The sequence below is a fragment of the Chryseobacterium sp. SIMBA_028 genome (genome assembly GCF_046535285.1).
Classification (GTDB): domain Bacteria; phylum Bacteroidota; class Bacteroidia; order Flavobacteriales; family Weeksellaceae; genus Chryseobacterium.
On record NZ_JAWRWZ010000827.1, the window covers coordinates 1 to 236 of the forward strand.

Below are 236 nucleotides of genomic sequence, written 5' to 3' on the forward strand. Positions count from 1 at the left end.
GCGGTGCGCCCTCAAGAGTGGCGCCGGCGGCCAATTTGGCGAAGAAGCCATCGTCTGCGGCGTAGCGCTCGGCTTGTTCAATCACTATGCCGACCTGGCGGCGGGCGGCCACCTTGCCGCCCTGCTTCGCGGAGCGGAGTGATTCGATGTAACCGTCGATCGCGCCCGGAACGTTGGCAGCACGACCAGCCTGATGCTCCCAGTGCTCGTAGCTGTCTGTGGGCATGAGATCAAAG

General features: G+C 64.4%; 1 protein-coding gene. It reads right to left on the minus strand.

The genetic code is table 11. The annotated features are described in order from the left end of the window. A partial coding sequence (locus SCA31_RS25515) for a DUF885 family protein (protein ID WP_410699717.1) occupies positions 1–236 on the minus strand: 236 nt, incomplete at both ends.